This window comes from Dietzia psychralcaliphila, from assembly GCF_003096095.1.
GTDB lineage: Bacteria > Actinomycetota > Actinomycetes > Mycobacteriales > Mycobacteriaceae > Dietzia > Dietzia psychralcaliphila.
Genome location: NZ_CP015453.1, coordinates 1,838,401 through 1,853,361, shown reverse-complemented (window position 1 = coordinate 1,853,361; position 14,961 = coordinate 1,838,401). Strand labels below are relative to the sequence as shown.

Below are 14,961 nucleotides of genomic sequence, written 5' to 3'. Positions count from 1 at the left end.
CGCGTTCACCCCTCCATCACAGCGGCGAGGTAGGCGCGCACCAGCCGGGCACCCACCTCGGCCGGGAGGCGTTCGATTGCCGCGAGCAGTGCGGCCATCCCGCCGTCTTCCCCGTCGCCGGCGAGCACTCCGGCTACCATCGCGTGCACATCGTCCTCGGGGAGGGCGAGCAGGTCGTCAGGGGAGAGTGCGCCGGCCTCCAGCGCGGCCAGCACGTCGGCGAACGCGGCCGGAGGCGCCGGGTCTGGCATGCCGCGTACCGCGTCAGCAGCCGCGTGGGCCACGTTCAGGATCTCGTCCGTCAGCCGTTCGGTCACCGGGGTGATGGTGAGGTGGGATGACGACGACAAGGCCCCTCGCTCCTGCCGGTAGGCCGGTTGCGCCTGCACGGCGATGCCCCTGCGACCGCACTCGTCAGCCCACAGGTGGGGATGGACACGTCGGCCATCTCCCGCGGACCTGTCGGCCACCACGGCGATGAGGGGTCCCGGATCGGAGTCGATCACGCGCAGTCCCTCGATGCCGGCCAGCCCCTCCACGAGGCGTCCGGTCGCCCCGGCGGTGCGGGCCACGAGTTCGGACTGACCGTCGTCGCCCAGAGCCTCGAGTACCGCCCACGCGGCAGCCGCGGGTTCGAGGGGCTTGGACCCGGACAGGGTTGGGTTGACCACCGGGTAACCCGGCCAGTCGACGGTGGAGAACCAGGATGCGCGGTGCCTGGCGCGGCCCCGGCTGAGCAGCACCGAGGTGCCCTTGGGGGCGAACCCGTACTTGTGGAGATCTGCCGAGATGCTGGTGACGCGATCGATCCGGAGGTCCCAGATCGATCCCACCCCGCCCGGCCAGAACGGCAGGACCAGGCCCCCGAGGCAGGCGTCCACGTGCAGCCCGATCCGCGGGTCGTGGTCGGCCTCCAGCCCTGCTGCCACCTGCTCCACCGGGTCGATCACGCCGGTGGGGTAGGAGGGTGCCGAGCACACCACCAGGCAGGTGTCGTGATCCACGGCGGCCAGCAGGTCCGCCGCGGCCACCCGGCCCGTGGCGGGGTCCACCTCGACGCCGACGAACCGCATCCCGAGGACGTGGGAGGCCTTGCGGAACGCGGCGTGGACGGTCACCGGGGCGACGATCGTCCCGCCGCTGCCGGGGGCACGCCCCGAGACCTCCCGAGCCGCCAGACACGCCAGCACGCAACTCTCGGTACCGCCCGATGTCACGACACCGTGGACCTCGTCGTCGTCCCCCGGACCGTCTCCACCGTCACCGCCCAGGATCGCGCGGACCCTCGTCACGATCCCACCGTGGATCTTGGCGACCGACCCGAACACTGTCGGGTCCAGGTCGTTGACGCCGTGCGCCAGGCCGGCCGCGCGCACGGCCACCTCGTCCACGCCCTCGAGTCCCGAGTCGTAGACATAGGAGAGCACCCGGCCGCCGGTCGTGGGCGGGTCCGACGCCCGCAGCGCCGCCAGCGTCTCAAGGGCCGCCTCGCCTCGCCGGGCGATCAGGGCCTCCAGGGGATCGGTGTCCGGTGGTTCGACTGTCATGCGGGCTCCGTCCAGCTCGGGTGTTCGCGGCCCAGCGCCCGGATGACCAGCAGACTCGCACCGGTCAGAAGTGCGGGAACCAGGGAGAAGCCGAGGATGATGGCCCAGCGGGCGGGGTCGGGCTGGTCGGCGATTCCGCCCGAGCGGAAGCCGGTCACCGCTAGCAACGCCAGCACCACGACGGGCCCCAACGCCATGGATCCGGTCTCGGATGCCGTCCACAGCCCGCTCATCGCCCCGCTCCGGCGACGGCCACCCAGCTCGCGGTCCATGTCCGTGGTGTCGGGCAGCATCGACATGGGAAGAGCCTGCATACCGGCGTAGGCGACCCCCGCCAGCGCGACGGGGACATGGACCCACATCCCGGGCCACACACCCGCGGGGATGAGCATGAGAGCGGCCACGGTGAACAGGATCGTCGCGGCCGCCAGAGCGGGGACCTTGCCCCGGGCGTGGGCGAGGCGGGCCCACAGCGGCATCACCACCAGCGCCGGTCCGATGAGGGCGAGGAACAGCCCGGTCAATGCGGCCTCGTTACCCAGGATGTACGTGGCGACGTACTGGCCACCGGCGAGCATCACCGCCGTGGCGACCGCCTGCAGGCAGAACAGGCCCACGAGTAGCCGGAAGGGACGGGTCACCCGCAGCGCGTCGAGTCCGTCGCGGTACTGCCGGCCGAGATCACCGACCTGGGCGTCCGCCCGCAGGACCGTCCGCCGACCGGCACCGAAGGTCGACCACAGCATGCCGGCGAGCATCAGGGCGGCCACCGCGACCGCCATCACCACGTACCCGGTCGACCCGCCGCCGGCGGCCTCGCGCAGAGCGGGGCCGCCGCCGCCCACCACGAGGATCGTCGCGGCCAATACCGCCACCCGCCACGCGAGGATCGTCACCCGCACGGCGGAGTCGCCCGTCAGCTCCGCCGGCAGTGCCAGGTAGGGGACCTGGAAACACGAGTAGGCCAACGACGCCAGCAGGAAGAAGCCCATGACCCAGATCCCGGCCACCGTGGTGCCCCACTGGGTCGGTGCCGAGAAGGTGGCCACGAAGAGCAGGGGCAGCGCGAGCGCCCCGAACAGCATGAGCCCCGTCCGGTATCCGGTGCGGTGCGAGGCCCGGTCGGAGATCGCCCCGATGAGCGGGTAGGCCAGCACGTCGATCACCTTGGGCACCAGCACCAGCACCGTCGCCACCGCGGCGGCGACACCGATCGAGTCGGTGAGGTAGTAGGCGAGCACCAGCCCGGGCAGGGTCCCGAATGCCCCGGTACCCAGACTCCCCGCCGCGTATGACGCCAACATCCGGCCCGAGGGCCGCCCGGCGGACGGACCGTCGACGCGCGCGGCGTCGCCGGGCGCACGAGTGGTGGTCATGGACAGACTCTAGGTCGAGGCGACCGTGTCCGCCGTCGAAAAGAGCGTTCCGCGCACCTGGCTCCAACGAAACGTGTTCGGACCGCTCTTCTCGATGAGGAGTGTGCCGGGACCCGCGTCAGCCGCGCCAGTCGAAGGTGTCCGGGTCCGGGCCCGAGCGGGTGCCGTTGTGCAGAGCCGAGATCGAGGCCATCTGCTCATCGGTCAGCTCGAAGTCGAACAGCTCCAGGTTCTGGCGCATCCGCTCGGGGTTCGAGGACTTGGGAAAGACGATGTCCCCGCGCTGGAGCACCCAGCGCAGCACCACCTGCGAGACCGAGCGATCGACCTGCTCCGACAGCGCCGTGAGTTGCGGGTCGTCGAATACCGCGCCCTGCGCGAGCGGGCTCCACGCCTCGACGGCGATCCCGCGGTCGGCGCAGGCCGCTCGTACCGCGTCGTTGACGAAGTAGGGGTTGGACTCGATCTGGTTGACCGTGGGGGTGCTCAGTCCCGCCTCGGACAGTCGGGCCAGGTTGGCGGGAGTGAAGTTGGAGACGCCGATCGAGTCGACGGGGTGGTCGCTCCGGACCTCCTCCATGACCTCCCACACGCGCGCCACGTCGTCGTGCATCGCCAGCGGCCAGTGGACCAGGTACAGGTCGATCCGGCCGCCCAGTGCCTCGAGGGAGCGCTCGGTGGCCTCGAGCGCCGCCGAGCGCTCGTGGAAGCTGTTGTTGAGCTTGGTGGTGAGCCACAGCTCCTCGCGAGGAACGCCGGAGGCGGCGATCGCCCGGCCCACCCCGTCCTCGTTGCCGTACATCTGAGCGGTGTCGAAGTGCCGGTAGCCGGCTTCGAGGGCGGCGGTGACGACCTTCTCGGTGTCCGCCGGAGGGACCTGGTAGGTGCCGAAGCCGAGCTGTGGGATCGCACGGCCGTCGTTGAGGTCGATCAGCGGGATCTGTGGTGTGGGGGCGGTCATGCGCCCACCGTACGCCCGTCCCGGGATCAGTCGCGACCGGTGCGCAGGGAGGCCTCCACCAGGTCGAGCATCGCACTGACGTGCGCGGTCCCGCGCCCTGTGGCGAGGTGGGTGATGAGCCCGTCGAGCACGATGTCGAGGTAGACGCGGAGCACGTCGTCGGGGACGTCCGTGCGCATCCTGCCGGAGTCCTTCTGCTCCCGCAGGCGGGCCAGGACGGCCGCGTCGAGTTCCGCCTGCCGGTCGGTCCACCGCTCTCGGAAGGACGGGTCGGTGCGGATGCGGCGCGCGATCTCCAGACGGGTGCCGAGCCACGAGAACTCCTGCGGATCGGCGAGGATCTCACGCATCACCTGCACCAGACCCTGCTCGGCGACCGTGGCCGCCATCGCCGCGGCATCGTCGTGTGCCAGCGCGAGGAACAGTGCGTCCTTGTCGTCGAAGTGGTGGAAGATCGCACCGCGGCTGAGGCCCGTGGTCTCCTCCAGGCGCCGGACCGTCGCGCCCTCGAACCCGAACTCGGCAAAGCACTCGCGCGCCCCCGACAGGATCTCGCGACGCCGGGCGTCCATGTGGTCCTGACTGACCCTGGGCATCTCACAGCCTTCCTACGGATACACCACGGCGGTACGCGGTTCTCCCCGTCTCACCAGGAGAACCGCGCACCGCCGTCGAGGGTGGAGGTGATCAGCCCTTGATCATGTTGCGCAGCACGTACTGCAGGATGCCACCGTTGCGGTAGTACTCCGCCTCGCCGGGCGTGTCGATGCGCACCTTGGCGTCGAACTCGACCTTCGAGCCGTCCTCCTTGGTGGCGACGACCTTGACCGTCTTGGGCGTGGTGCCGTTGTTCAGCTCGGAGATGCCCGAGATGTCGAACGACTCCGTGCCGTCCAGTCCGAGGGTCTCGTGCGACTCGCCCTCGGGGAACTGCAGCGGGATGACTCCCATGCCGATGAGGTTCGAGCGGTGGATGCGCTCGAACGACTCGGTGATGACGGCCTTGACGCCGAGCAGGCTGGTGCCCTTGGCGGCCCAGTCGCGCGACGAGCCCGTGCCGTACTCCTTGCCACCGAGCACCACGAGCGGGGTGCCCTGTGCGGCATAGTTCTGCGCGGCGTCGTAGATGAACGCCTGCGGGGCGCCCTCCTGCGTGAAGTCACGCGTGTAGCCGCCCGTCACGCCGTCCAGGAGCTGGTTCTGGAGACGGATGTTGGCGAACGTGCCACGGATCATGACCTCGTGGTTTCCGCGCCGCGAACCGAACGAGTTGTAGTCCTGGCGGGACACCCCGTTCTCGTCGAGGTACTGCGCGGCCGGGGTACCCGGCTTGATGGTCGAGGCCGGCGAGATGTGGTCGGTGGTGACCGAGTCGCCGAGCTTGGCCAGTACGCGGGCGCCCTTGACGTCCTCGACCGGGGTCAGCTCCATCTGCATACCGTCGAAGTACGGGGGCTTCCGCACGTAGGTCGACTTCTCGTCCCACTCGAACGTCTTGCCGTCCGGGGTGCTGAGCCCGCGCCAGCGCTCGTCACCGGCGAAGACGTCGGCGTACTTGGACGTGTACTCGTTGGAGGAGATGGAGGCCTTGATGGTCTCCTCGATCTCCTCGGTGGAGGGCCAGATGTCCTTGAGGAAGACGTCGTTGCCGTCCTTGTCCTTGCCCAGGGAATCGGCCTCGAAGTCGAAGTCCATGGTGCCGGCGATCGAGTACGCGATGACCAGCGGCGGGGACGCCAGGTAGTTCATCTTGACGTCCTGGTTGATCCGGCCTTCGAAGTTGCGGTTACCGGACAGGACCGCGGTGGCGGTCAGGTCGTGCTCCTGGATCGCGTTGGAGATCTCCTCCGGCAGCGGTCCGGAGTTGCCGATGCAGGTGGTGCAGCCGTAGCCCACGAGGTAGAAGCCGAGGGCCTCCAGGTCCGGCCACAGGCCGGCGCGCTCGTAGTACTCGGTGACGACCTGTGAACCCGGAGCCATGGAAGTCTTGACCCACGGCTTGGCCTTGAGTCCCTTCTCGTGTGCCTTGCGCGCGAGGAGCCCGGCACCGATCATCACCGACGGGTTGGACGTGTTGGTGCAGGAGGTGATCGAGGCGATCGAGACGATGCCGTGGTCCAGGGTCATCTCGGTACCGTCGACGGTCACCTCGACGGGCTTGGACGGTCGGCCCTCGGCGCCGGCGGACGCGTCGGCACGGACCGAGCCCTCCTCGGCGTGGGAGAGGGTCGCGGTCCCGACGTTGTCTGACGGGGCACCGCCCTCGGACTGCATCCGGCCCTTCTCGGTGTCGCCGAGGGGATTGACGCCGGCGTCCACGTAGTTGTGGATGTCCTTGCGGAAGGCGCTCTTGGCGTCGGTCAGCTCGATGCGGTCCTGCGGACGCTTCGGGCCGGCGATCGACGGGACGACCTCGCCCAGGTCGAGCTCGAGGTACTCGGAGAAGACGGGCTCCTCGGCGTCCGCGTGGAGCCACATACCCTGTTCCTTGGCGTAGGCCTCGACCAGAGCGAGCTGCTCCTCGTCGCGACCCGTCAGGCGCAGGTAGTCGATCGTCTCGCCGTCGATCGGGAACATGGCACAGGTGGAACCGAACTCCGGGCTCATGTTGCCGATGGTGGCGCGGTTGGCCAGGGGCACGGCCGCGACACCGGCGCCGTAGAACTCCACGAACTTGCCCACCACGCCGTGCTTGCGCAGCATCTCGGTGATCGTCAGGACGACGTCCGTGGCGGTGACGCCCGGCTTGATCGACCCGGTGAGCTTGAAGCCCACGACGCGGGGGATGAGCATAGAGATCGGCTGACCGAGCATGGCGGCCTCGGCCTCGATACCACCGACGCCCCAGCCCAGGACGCCGAGCCCGTTCTCCATGGTGGTGTGCGAGTCGGTACCCACGCAGGTGTCGGGGTAGGCCTGACCGTTGCGGACCATGATGGAGCGCGCCAGATACTCGATGTTGACCTGGTGCACGATGCCGGTGCCCGGGGGGACGACCTTGAAGTCGTCGAACGCGCCCTGGCCCCAGCGGAGGAACTGGTACCGCTCCTCGTTGCGCTGGTACTCGATCTCGACGTTCTTGTCGAACGAATCCCGGCCACCGAATGACTCGATGATCACCGAGTGGTCGATGACCATCTCGGCCGGCGCGAGGGGGTTGACCTTGTCGGGGTCGCCGCCGAGGGTCTTGACGGCCTCGCGCATGGTGGCGAGGTCGACGATGCAGGGCACACCGGTGAAGTCCTGCATGATCACACGGGCGGGCGTGAACTGGATCTCGGTGTCGGGCTCGGCGGCGGGGTCCCAGCCCGCCAGGGCTTCGATGTGCGCCTTGGTGACGTTCTTGCCGTCCTCCGTACGCAGCAGGTTCTCGGTGAGGACCTTGAGGGAATAGGGGAGCTTCGAGGCTCCCTCGACCGCCGAGAGGCGGTAGATCTCATAGGCTTGGCCGCCGACCTCTAGGGTCCCCTTGGCGCCAAAGCTGTCAATGCTTGCTGTCACGTCAGCTCCACTCGTGGTATGTCAATTCGTCATCCCTCCCGGTGTCGCCGCGTGTCTCGGGCGGCAACGCCGGGGGCGGACACAGGATCCATTGTGGACCCTTACGCCCGGTTGCGGTCATCAATTTACCAGTACGCTCGTTCTGTATAGGTTCCGGCACGCCCGAAGGTGGGGGGCGCGGAGCGGGTATCGCGCCGTTCGGCGCGTGTATTCGGCACGACGACGACGAGATGGCACCATGTCGGCGTGGACAACTCCGACGATTCCGTGACCACGCTCGCCTACGAGGCCGAGCCGGTGGTGTCGTTGCAGGAGGGCGAGGTCCCGCAGTGGCTCGACTTCGAGGCCGTTGTCGGAGACCTGGCCGACGACGGTGTCTCCGCTCCGGAGCCGTTCGTCGAGGGCCTGCGGACCGTGGTCACCGAAGCGGGAGACCGCGGGTTGGACCTCAAGGTCGTCTACACGGACGCCCCGGCCGCCGTCTACACGGATGCTCGTGACCTCGCCGCCCTGCTGAACCATGAGTACGAGGGCACCATCCTGGTCCGGACCCCGGCCTTCATCGGCAGCTCCAGCGACACGATTCCCCGCCATCAGCTCGAGGCCGGCCAGGACGACGCCTGGGAGGAGTTCGACCCCGTGGCCTCCGCCTCGGTCTTCGCGCACAAGGTCACCGCACCCGCACCACCCTGGGGCGCGTTCTCGGCGGTCGTCCTCGTGGTGGCGATCGTGGTGGCGGTGGCCTTCGTCGTGGCTCTCCGGCGCCGACTCCGCTGACGAGAGCAGACCGCTTTCATCGCTCGACACGCCGGCTTTGCTGGCGTTAAACGAGTTACAGCAGTGTATTTTGCCGCCCAATGTTCCAGACGGGTCTTCTGTGACCTACGGTGCTAGAGGAACCATCGGTTCTGTCGAGTAGGCATGAGGCTCTAGTGGCGCAGGGGAAGGCATCACCGGACTCTCACCCTCCTCGGAGACGCGTCCCGCCGTGCGGGTCGCGCGGTCGGCCGCACCCTCGTGCGGTTATCGGAAGGTGAAACGTGGAGCCTGACCATTCATCAAGCCGTGCTCTCGGAGCGCGGAGACGTCGGAGTCCGCGACGGGTGCCCGGGCGCGCCCTACTCGCGGCGGTACTCGTGCTGGGGAGCGCGTCAGGCGTGGTCCAGGCACCGACAGCGGTGGCGCAGGAGGCCCCGGCGGTCTCGCCCGGCGACATCAGCGGTCTGATCCGCGCCGTGGCGGACGCGTCCGCCCGGCTCGATTCCACCCGACAGGACATCGCCGTCAAGCGGGAGGGCGTCAACAAGACGCTCGTCGACCTGCAGATGGCCCGGATCCAACTCGACCGCGCGATCGCGGACGCCGACCGTACGGTCACGGAGCGGGAACAGGCCGAGTCCGGTGTGGAGACCGCCAGGAGCACCCTGGACGAGTACTCCCGCCTTCTGCACCGGCAGGGGACCGCACCGGGTGCCGCCTCCGCGATCCTCGACCCGGGCGGCCCCGCCGACGCCGGGCGACGCCAGGAGTTCCTCCAGCGAGCAGCCGCGGATCAGCGGCACGTCGTGGGGGACATGGTCCTGGCGGTCGACGAGGCGGCCCGGCGCGAGTCCGAGGCGGCCGTGGCCCGGACGGACGCCGAGCAGCGCTACGCCGACGCCGCGTCACGGCGCGACGTCGCCGAATCCGAGGTGGCGACCGTCTACGCCGACGTCACCTCGTTGGAGGCCGAGGTCGCCCAGCTGACCAGGACGCTGGAGGAGAACCAGAGCGCGCTGGCGGAATCGGGCGCGACTCCCGCGGGACCGCAGAGCGCGGACCAGTACACGGTGGAAGACGACGCCATGCGGGACGAGGCCGTCCGCGCACTCGCCGCGGACCCCCGGGCAGGTCGGCAGGCCGCGGATATCGCCTCCGCACTGCCCGGCCACCTCGACCTGGGCGCGGTCCGCCAGTTCGCCGGGGGTTCCTCGGACGGGGCGGCGCGTGCCGTCGGCGGGACGATCGACGCCGGCAGTGTCGGAGCCGCGATCGAAGCGGGGGTCAACGGGGACACCGAGGCGATCATCCGTCAGGTCACCGATGCGATCGGACGGGCCGACTTCGGATCCATCCAACAGGGCCCGGCCGCGCCTTCTCCCGCGCCCGGGCAGGGTGGAGGCAACTCGGGGACCCCGTCGAGTTCGGCTCAGGTGGAGACGGTGGTCAACCGGGCACTGTCCCAACTCGGCGTCCCCTACGCCTGGGGTGGCGGCGACGCCAAGGGGCCCACGCGGGGCATCCGGGACGGCGGAGTGGCGGACAGCCACGGCGACTACAACAAGATCGGTTTCGACTGCTCCGGACTGATGATCTACGCGTTCGCCGGTATCGGGAAGGCGTTGCCGCACTTCACCGGGTACCAGTACACGGCGGGCCCCCAGTTCCCGGTGGCCACACGAAAGCGCGGTGACATGCTCTTCTGGCCCGGCCACGTGGCGCTGTACCTGGGTGACGGCAGGATGGTGGAGGCTCCGCAGTCCGGCGACGTCGTCAAGATCTCGCCGGTCCGGATGGCCGGGATGTCACCAATGGTCGTCCGGCTGACGTAACGGGTCTCCGTCGTTCCCGACGCGCCCTGCCGACGCGCCCTGCCGACGCGCCCTGCCGACCCGCCCGTGCCCGGTCCGACCACTGGTCGGGCCGGGCACGGCCGTACACCGGTACTGTCATCCCCAGTCCGTCCTGACGGTCCGGCCCCAGGGCCACCGACCTCCCGATCTCGCGAAGGAGCCCTCCGCGGTGAGCGATCCCCACTCCGACCCCTCGGCCGACCCGGGTTCACGCCCCGCGGTCTCGGCGTCCTCCGCGAGATCGGACGCCAGGCTGCTCGAGCAGGCGGTGTACGAGGTCAAGAAGGTCGTCGTGGGCCAGGACCGGCTGATCGAGATGATCCTGGTGGGTCTGCTCTCCCGCGGCCACATCCTCCTCGAAGGTGTTCCCGGCGTCGCCAAGACCCTCACCGTGGAGACCTTCGCCACCGTGGTGGGAGGGAGTTTCCGCCGCCTCCAGTTCACCCCGGACCTGGTCCCGGCCGACATCGTCGGCACCCGGATCTACCGCCAGGGACGTGAGGAGTTCGAGGTCGAGCTCGGTCCAATCCTGGCCAACTTCGTGCTGGCCGACGAGATCAACCGCGCCCCGGCCAAGGTCCAGTCGGCCCTGCTCGAGGTGATGGCGGAGGGTCATGTCTCGATCGGCGGCCAGACCTTCCCGATGCCCACACCGTTCCTGGTCATGGCCACCCAGAACCCCATCGAGAGCGAGGGCGTGTACCAGCTCCCGGAGGCACAGCGTGACCGCTTCCTCTTCAAGCTCGTCGTGGACTACCCGAGCCCCGAGGAGGAGCGGGAGATCGTCTACCGCATGGGGACACGCCCGCCGGAGCCGTCCCCGATCCTCGGGGTGGACGCGCTGCTCCGGCTGCAGGACGCGGTCCGCGAGGTCTTCGTCCACCACGCGTTGGTGGACTACGTCGTCCGCGTCACCGTCGCCACCCGCGAACCCGCCCGGCACGGCCTCGAGGACGTGGCCAGGTGGCTCGCGTACGGCGCGTCTCCCCGTGCCACCCTGGGCGCCGTCACGGCGGCTCGGGCGTTGGCGCTCGTCCGGGGTCGCGACTACGTCGTACCCCAGGACGTCGTCGACGTCCTTCCCGCCGTGCTCCGCCACCGCCTCGTGCTCACCTACGACGCCCTGGCGGACGAGATCACCGCGGACACCGTGGTGCGCCGGGTTCTCGAGGCCGTCCCGCTCCCGCAGATCAGCGCGGTTCCCGCACAGCCCGGCCCGCCGCCCGCACGGTGACCCGGGCAGACGAGGGAACCCGCGACGACCCGGTCGCCGCGGCGTCCCGCGCGGCCCTGACGCAACTGGAACTCCTCGTCACCCGCCGTTTGGACGGGGTCCTCAACGGCGACCACCGGGGCCTGCTGCCCGGGCCCGGGACCGAACCCGGTGAGGCCCGCGCCTACGAACCCGGTGACGACGTGCGGACCATGGACTGGTCCGTGACGGCGCGGACCACCGTGCCCCACATCCGGCAGACCATCGCCGACCGGGAGTTGGAGACCTGGATCGTCGTGGACATGGCGCCCAGCCTCGACGTCGAGGGGCGGTACGGCACCAAGCGCCGACTCGTCGAGGCGGCCGCGGCCACCGTCGGGTTCCTGTCCGCCGGGGGCGGCAGTCGCGTCGGGATGGTCCTCACCGGCGCCGGACGCCCACGGGTACTGCAGGCCACCGGCGGCCGTGACCACGTCAGACGGCTGCTCGAGGAGGTCTCACGGTCCAGCACCGGGGCCTCACCCGGTGGGACGTTCACAGACTCGCTCCGCGCCGTCCGCAACGCCGCCCGCCGACACGGACTCGTGGTGGTGATCTCCGACTTCCTCGGCGACGTGGACTGGGAACGATCCCTCCGCGTCCTGGGGACCCGGCACGAGTTCCTGGCGGTGCACGTCGCCGACCCCCTGGACATCGCACTGCCCGCGGTGGGTGCTGCGCTGCTCCAGGACCCGGCCACCGGGGAGGTGCTGGAGCTGGACGTCGACGACGCCCTCGCGGCCGACTACCGCCGGGCCGCGGACGCTCACCGCGCTGAGGTCCACGCCGCTCTCCGGCGCTGCGGCGCACCGGTGCTCGCCCTCCGCACCGATCGGGACTGGATCAGGGACGTGATCGACTACGTCGGCGCACGGCGCCAGGGTGGACTGCCCACCGGTGAGAACCTCGTCAGGGACCTGCCCGACGACCATCCGTCACCGGGTGGGGTGCCCCGATGAGCGTGTCGGAGTTCCAGCACCCCCTGTGGCTGATCCTGTTGGTGGTACCACTGGCGCTCGCCGTCGGGTACGTGATCGCGCTGCGCTCCAAGCGGCGTAGGACGGTGCGCTTCGGCAACTTCGGGGTCCTCCGGACGGTCGACCGCGGCGGTCGGCGCTGGTTCACCCACGTCCCCGCGGTGGTGCTCATCCTGTCGCTGATCGCGCTGGTGGTGGCACTGGCCGGCCCGCAGAAGGAACAGAAGGTACCCCGGAACCGGGCGACGGTGATGCTCGTGGTCGACGTGTCCCTGTCCATGGAGTCCACCGACGTCTCGCCCTCGCGACTGGAGGCCGCGCAGCAGGCCGCCACCACCTTCGCCAACAACCTCACCCCGGGAGTGAACCTCGGGCTGGTCTCGTACGCGGGGACCGCCTCGATGCTCGTGGCGCCCACCACCGACCGGGGGCCGGTCGTCCGCGCCGTCGAGCGTCTCCGGCTGGACGAACGGACCGCGACCGGCGAGGCGATCTACACCGCCACTCAGGCCGTCACCACCTTCACCGAGAGCCTCGGCGGTCCCGACCAGGCGCCGCCCGCCCGCATCGTCCTCCTCTCCGACGGCAAGGAGACCGTCCCCGCCGACCCCACCGAGGAGCGCGGGGCCTTCACCGCCGCCGAACGGGCCGAGGAGGCCGGCATCCCGGTCTCGACCATCTCTTTCGGCACCCTCTACGGAACAGTCGACATTCAGGGTCGGCCCCAGCCTGTGCCGGTCGACGACGCCTCGCTGCGCACCATCGCCGAGATCTCCGGAGGTGACTTCTTCACCGCCTCCAGCCTGGAGGAGCTCGACTCCGTCTACCGCACCCTCGAGGAGCAGATCGGTTACGAGTGGAAGAAGGCCGACGCCTCCCGCCCGTGGCTCGTCATCGGCTCCCTCCTGGCGATGCTCGCCGCCGCCGGATCCCTGGTGGCGCACCGCCGCATCCCGTGACGGGTGCGCGCACCCGCACCGGGCCACGCGCGCGTGTTCGATAGGTTGGTGCACATGGTTCCCGACAGCACGCTCACCATCACACCTCGCACGGTCCTGGTGACCGGAGGCAACCGCGGCATCGGACTCGCCGTGGCCGAACGACTCGCCGCCGACGGCCACCGGGTGGCGGTGACCCATCGGGGATCCGGGGCCCCCGACGGACTGTTCGGGGTGCAGTGCGACGTCACCGACCCCGACTCCGTGGACGCGGCGTTCACCGCGGTCGAGGCCGAGTTCGGACCGGTCGAGGTGGTGGTCTCCAACGCCGGGATCACCGACGACACGCTCCTGATGCGGATGAAGGACGAGCAGTTCACCCGGGTGGTCGAGGCCAACCTGTCCGGCGCGTTCCGGGTGGCCAAGCGGGCGTCACGCGGGATGCTGCGCGCCAGGTTCGGCCGCCTCATCTTCATCGGCTCGGTGGTCGCCCACTCGGGCACCGCAGGTCAGGTCAACTATGCGTCCTCGAAGGCCGGTCTCATCGGGATGGCGCGATCGCTGACCCGTGAGCTGGGCTCCCGCAACATCACGGCCAACGTGGTGGCACCCGGGTTCATCGACACCGACATGACCGCCGGGTTGGACGAGAAGACGCAGGCACTCGCGGTGGCGGCCATCCCGCTCGGCCGGAAGGGTAGCGCGGACGACGTGGCCGGGGCCGTCAGCTTCCTCGCCGGGGACGACGCCGGGTACATCTCGGGCGCGGTCCTGCCGGTCGACGGTGGAATGGGAATGGGTCACTGAAGGTCGACGATGCTGATCGTCAACAATGCTGATCTCCCACAATGCTGAACTCCAACGATGCTGAATGTGACCGATGCTGAGTCGACCGACACCGACGTGACCGACACCCGGACGACCGAGGCCCCAACTAAGGACGCAGCCATGACGACTAGCCACACCAACCCGGCCGACACTTCGGGGGCCGCCACCGGACTCCTCGCGGGCAAGACCATCCTCGTCACAGGGGTCATCACCGACGCCTCGATCGCCTTCCACATCGCCAAGCACTGTCAGCTCCACGGCGCCACGGTCATCCTGACCGCATTCGGCCGTCCGTCGCTGGTCCGGGCGATCTCGAAGCGGCTGCCCGTGAGACCCCCTGTCATCGAACTGGACGTGCAGAGCGAGGAGGACCTCGCCGCACTCGAGGGGAGGGTGAGAGAACACGCCGATTCGCTCGACGGGGTGGTCCACTCGATCGGGTTCGCGCCACCCAGTTGCCTCGGCGATCCGTTCCTCGACGCGCCGTGGAAGGACGTCTCGGTCGCGGTGGAGATCTCCGCCTACTCCTACGCCTCCCTCGCGAAAGCTGTACGCCCGTTGCTCAACCCCGGGGCGTCGATCATCGGCCTCGACTTTGACCCGAGGTTCTCGATGCCCTTCTACAACTGGATGTCCGTAGCCAAGAACGCGCTGGAGGCGGTCAACCGCTACGTGGCCCGGGAACTCGGCCCCGAGGGCGTGCGGTCCAATCTCATCGCGGCCGGTCCCGTCAAGACCCTCGCGGCCAAAGCCATCGCCGGTGACGCACTGGGTCCCGGCGGAGAACTGGACCAGATGCAGGACGAGTGGGCGAGGCGATCCCCCCTCGGGTGGGACGTGAACGACCCCACCGCGGTGGCGACCACCGCGGTCGCGCTGCTCTCGGACCTCATGACGGCCACGACCGGAACAGTGATCTACGCAGACGGTGGCGCCGGCACCGTCTCGTTCAGCGGACAGGAGAACTGA

12 protein-coding genes are annotated in these 14,961 nt (G+C 69.7%); 7 read left to right on the top strand and 5 right to left on the bottom strand.

Going from position 1 to position 14,961, the window contains the following annotated elements:
• Window positions 1-5: 5 nt before the first annotated feature.
• The 5 genes from A6048_RS08460 to acnA all read right to left on the bottom strand — a co-directional run bounded on the left by A6048_RS08460 (window position 6) and on the right by acnA (window position 7,385).
• The gene (locus A6048_RS08460; protein WP_107747594.1) at window positions 6-1,547 is read right to left on the bottom strand and encodes an aminotransferase class V-fold PLP-dependent enzyme; all 1,542 of its coding nucleotides are present in this window, start codon (window positions 1,545-1,547) and stop codon (window positions 6-8) included.
• Window positions 1,544-2,923, bottom strand: coding sequence for an MFS transporter (locus A6048_RS08455; protein WP_107747595.1), 1,380 nt, complete (start codon window positions 2,921-2,923; stop codon window positions 1,544-1,546). The genes A6048_RS08460 and A6048_RS08455 overlap by 4 nt, the downstream gene beginning before the upstream one ends.
• Before the next feature lie 118 nt (window positions 2,924-3,041).
• On the bottom strand, window positions 3,042-3,884 hold the full coding sequence (locus A6048_RS08450; protein ID WP_107747596.1) for an aldo/keto reductase: 843 nt from the start codon (window positions 3,882-3,884) through the stop codon (window positions 3,042-3,044).
• A 26-nt stretch (window positions 3,885-3,910) separates the two neighbouring features.
• A complete protein-coding gene (locus tag A6048_RS08445) occupies window positions 3,911-4,480 on the bottom strand; it encodes a TetR/AcrR family transcriptional regulator (protein WP_107747597.1) in 570 nt (189 codons plus the stop codon).
• A gap of 91 nt (window positions 4,481-4,571) precedes the next feature.
• Window positions 4,572-7,385 (bottom strand): aconitate hydratase AcnA, encoded by a 2,814-nt coding sequence (gene acnA, locus A6048_RS08440; protein WP_107747598.1) that lies wholly within the window; start codon window positions 7,383-7,385, stop codon window positions 4,572-4,574.
• Between the two features lie 246 nt (window positions 7,386-7,631).
• Between acnA and A6048_RS08435 the strand changes: the two genes are divergently transcribed.
• The 7 genes from A6048_RS08435 (at window position 7,632) to inhA (ending at window position 14,961) form a co-directional block, all read left to right on the top strand.
• Complete coding sequence (locus A6048_RS08435; RefSeq protein ID WP_107747599.1) at window positions 7,632-8,162, top strand: Rv1476 family membrane protein; 531 nt, start codon at window positions 7,632-7,634, stop codon at window positions 8,160-8,162.
• Window positions 8,163-8,488: 326 nt separating this feature from the next.
• Window positions 8,489-9,976: an NlpC/P60 family protein gene (locus A6048_RS08430; RefSeq protein WP_244911061.1), complete on the top strand. Its 1,488-nt coding sequence runs from the start codon at window positions 8,489-8,491 to the stop codon at window positions 9,974-9,976.
• A 190-nt stretch (window positions 9,977-10,166) separates the two neighbouring features.
• Window positions 10,167-11,231, top strand: coding sequence for an AAA family ATPase (locus A6048_RS08425; protein ID WP_200837374.1), 1,065 nt, complete (start codon window positions 10,167-10,169; stop codon window positions 11,229-11,231).
• Complete coding sequence (locus A6048_RS08420) at window positions 11,228-12,208, top strand: DUF58 domain-containing protein (protein WP_107747601.1); 981 nt, start codon at window positions 11,228-11,230, stop codon at window positions 12,206-12,208. The genes A6048_RS08425 and A6048_RS08420 overlap by 4 nt, the downstream gene beginning before the upstream one ends.
• Entirely contained in the window at window positions 12,205-13,185 is a 981-nt protein-coding gene (locus A6048_RS08415; RefSeq protein WP_107747602.1) for a VWA domain-containing protein, read from the top strand. The genes A6048_RS08420 and A6048_RS08415 overlap by 4 nt, the downstream gene beginning before the upstream one ends.
• A 54-nt stretch (window positions 13,186-13,239) precedes the next feature.
• Window positions 13,240-13,971: a 3-oxoacyl-ACP reductase FabG1 gene (gene fabG1 / locus A6048_RS08410; protein ID WP_107747603.1), complete on the top strand. Its 732-nt coding sequence runs from the start codon at window positions 13,240-13,242 to the stop codon at window positions 13,969-13,971.
• 141 nt (window positions 13,972-14,112) lie between these two features.
• The gene (gene inhA / locus A6048_RS08405) at window positions 14,113-14,961 is read left to right on the top strand and encodes an NADH-dependent enoyl-ACP reductase InhA (protein WP_107747710.1); all 849 of its coding nucleotides are present in this window, start codon (window positions 14,113-14,115) and stop codon (window positions 14,959-14,961) included.

What these genes read in the sequence shown, in the direction of transcription:
- A6048_RS08460 (WP_107747594.1), bottom strand. Translation starts at nt 1,547, where the DNA reads ATGACAGTCGAACCACCGGACACCGATCCCCTGGAGGCCCTGATCGCC.
- A6048_RS08445 (WP_107747597.1), bottom strand. Translation starts at nt 4,480, where the DNA reads ATGCCCAGGGTCAGTCAGGACCACATGGACGCCCGGCGTCGCGAGATC.
- A6048_RS08450 (WP_107747596.1), bottom strand. Translation starts at nt 3,884, where the DNA reads ATGACCGCCCCCACACCACAGATCCCGCTGATCGACCTCAACGACGGC.
- A6048_RS08455 (WP_107747595.1), bottom strand. Translation starts at nt 2,923, where the DNA reads ATGACCACCACTCGTGCGCCCGGCGACGCCGCGCGCGTCGACGGTCCG.
- inhA (WP_107747710.1), top strand. Translation starts at nt 14,113, where the DNA reads ATGACGACTAGCCACACCAACCCGGCCGACACTTCGGGGGCCGCCACC.
- A6048_RS08415 (WP_107747602.1), top strand. Translation starts at nt 12,205, where the DNA reads ATGAGCGTGTCGGAGTTCCAGCACCCCCTGTGGCTGATCCTGTTGGTG.
- fabG1 (WP_107747603.1), top strand. Translation starts at nt 13,240, where the DNA reads ATGGTTCCCGACAGCACGCTCACCATCACACCTCGCACGGTCCTGGTG.